1 protein-coding gene is annotated in these 215 nt (G+C 43.3%); it reads right to left on the bottom strand.

What is annotated here, in order from left to right:
• Positions 1–215 (bottom strand): hypothetical protein (locus tag ACVCZW_RS02855; RefSeq protein WP_452231603.1); only part of this gene is annotated, 215 nt, incomplete at both ends.

Genomic DNA, 215 nt, shown 5'->3' on the forward strand with positions numbered 1-215 from the left:
TAATATTTGCGGTTCCGCCATCACAAGTTGCAGTCATAGTAAAAGAAGCATTCCCGGAGGTTAAAACAGTTACCATTTGTGTGCTACTTGTTCCGCAGGTTCCTGGACTCGTGTATTCTATCGTATATGTGGTTCCTGAAAGTCCATTAGTTACCGTTCCGTTAGTTGCATCTATGGTTGCGCCATCGGTTGGTATTGGATTAAACGTAAAACCC

It is taken from the genome of Lacinutrix sp. MEBiC02595 (assembly GCF_053601555.1).